The organism is Neisseria sp. P0022.S010, assembly GCF_051956635.1.
The window spans coordinates 1-430 of sequence record NZ_JBQCXF010000946.1 but is presented as its reverse complement, the minus strand read 5'-3'; the positions used below and the strand labels follow the sequence as shown (position 1 = coordinate 430).

The following is a 430-nucleotide window of genomic DNA, read 5'->3' as shown; positions in this document are numbered from 1 at the left end:
GTTTTACAAAATAATATTGGAAAGTTGCGCTGCAAATGCACGGCTGTTGGCAGCCAGATTGCCCAGTGCAGGCATTTCGTGTTCGGTTTCGATAATCAACAGGTTGGCAGGGCGGCGGGTGTGCAGAGACATTTGCATTTCAGCGGGAGAGAAGGGCATGTGATGACGTTTGGCGAAAGCTTCGGCGCGTTTGTTGGCGGTTTTGAGTATAGGCAGCAGGGTAATATCTAAATGGAAACGGCGTACGCCCAAAACCAAAATACGCGCTGCGAAGAAATCCGCTTCATCAGTAAAAACGCTGGGGCTGCTTTGATTGAAGTCGTGGCGTTCTGCGGCAATTAAAGTCGCGATGGTGCGCACTTGCGGAATCAGGGCTTCGCTGATGAGGCTGTCAGGCGAATCGGGCAAAGTGTGCATGTTGAGCATGCTG

The 430-nt window shown here is 51.4% G+C and carries 1 protein-coding gene; it reads right to left on the bottom strand.

Annotation, left to right across the window (positions count from 1 at the left end):
* Positions 1-3: 3 nt before the first annotated feature.
* On the bottom strand, positions 4-430 hold a 427-nt coding region (locus tag ACTHUT_RS22250; RefSeq protein WP_440419984.1), incomplete at its 5' end, for a hypothetical protein.